Origin of the sequence: Halomonas sp. ND22Bw (assembly GCF_003011945.1) — a bacterium.
Taxonomy (GTDB): domain Bacteria; phylum Pseudomonadota; class Gammaproteobacteria; order Pseudomonadales; family Halomonadaceae; genus Halomonas; species Halomonas halophila.
Genome location: NZ_PXWD01000586.1, coordinates 1 through 293 on the forward strand (window position 1 = coordinate 1; position 293 = coordinate 293).

Sequence of the window (293 nt, forward strand, 5' to 3'; positions counted from 1 at the left end):
TCTGAACGCGTCCCCGGGGTACTACACCTCCGGTGATGGGGGACGAGTAGACGAAGACGGTTACGGGTACATCCTCGGCCGAACCGACGACGTCATGAATGTTGCCGGGCACCGGATGTCGTCGGGACAGATTGAGGCTGCCATCGCCGAACACCCCGTCGTCTCCGAATGCGCGGTGGTCGGTGTGCACGACTATCTCAAGGGACAGCGTCCGTATGCGATCGTCGTCCCAGAGATCGACCACGTGGACCGAACCGTGGAACTGAGTTCGCAGATCCAGGACCTCGTCCGTC

The 293-nt window shown here is 61.8% G+C and carries 1 pseudogene; it reads left to right on the forward strand.

Annotated features, from left to right (window positions below):
- A pseudogene (locus CVH10_RS19485) lies at nt 1–293 on the forward strand (AMP-binding protein); the annotation flags it as partial.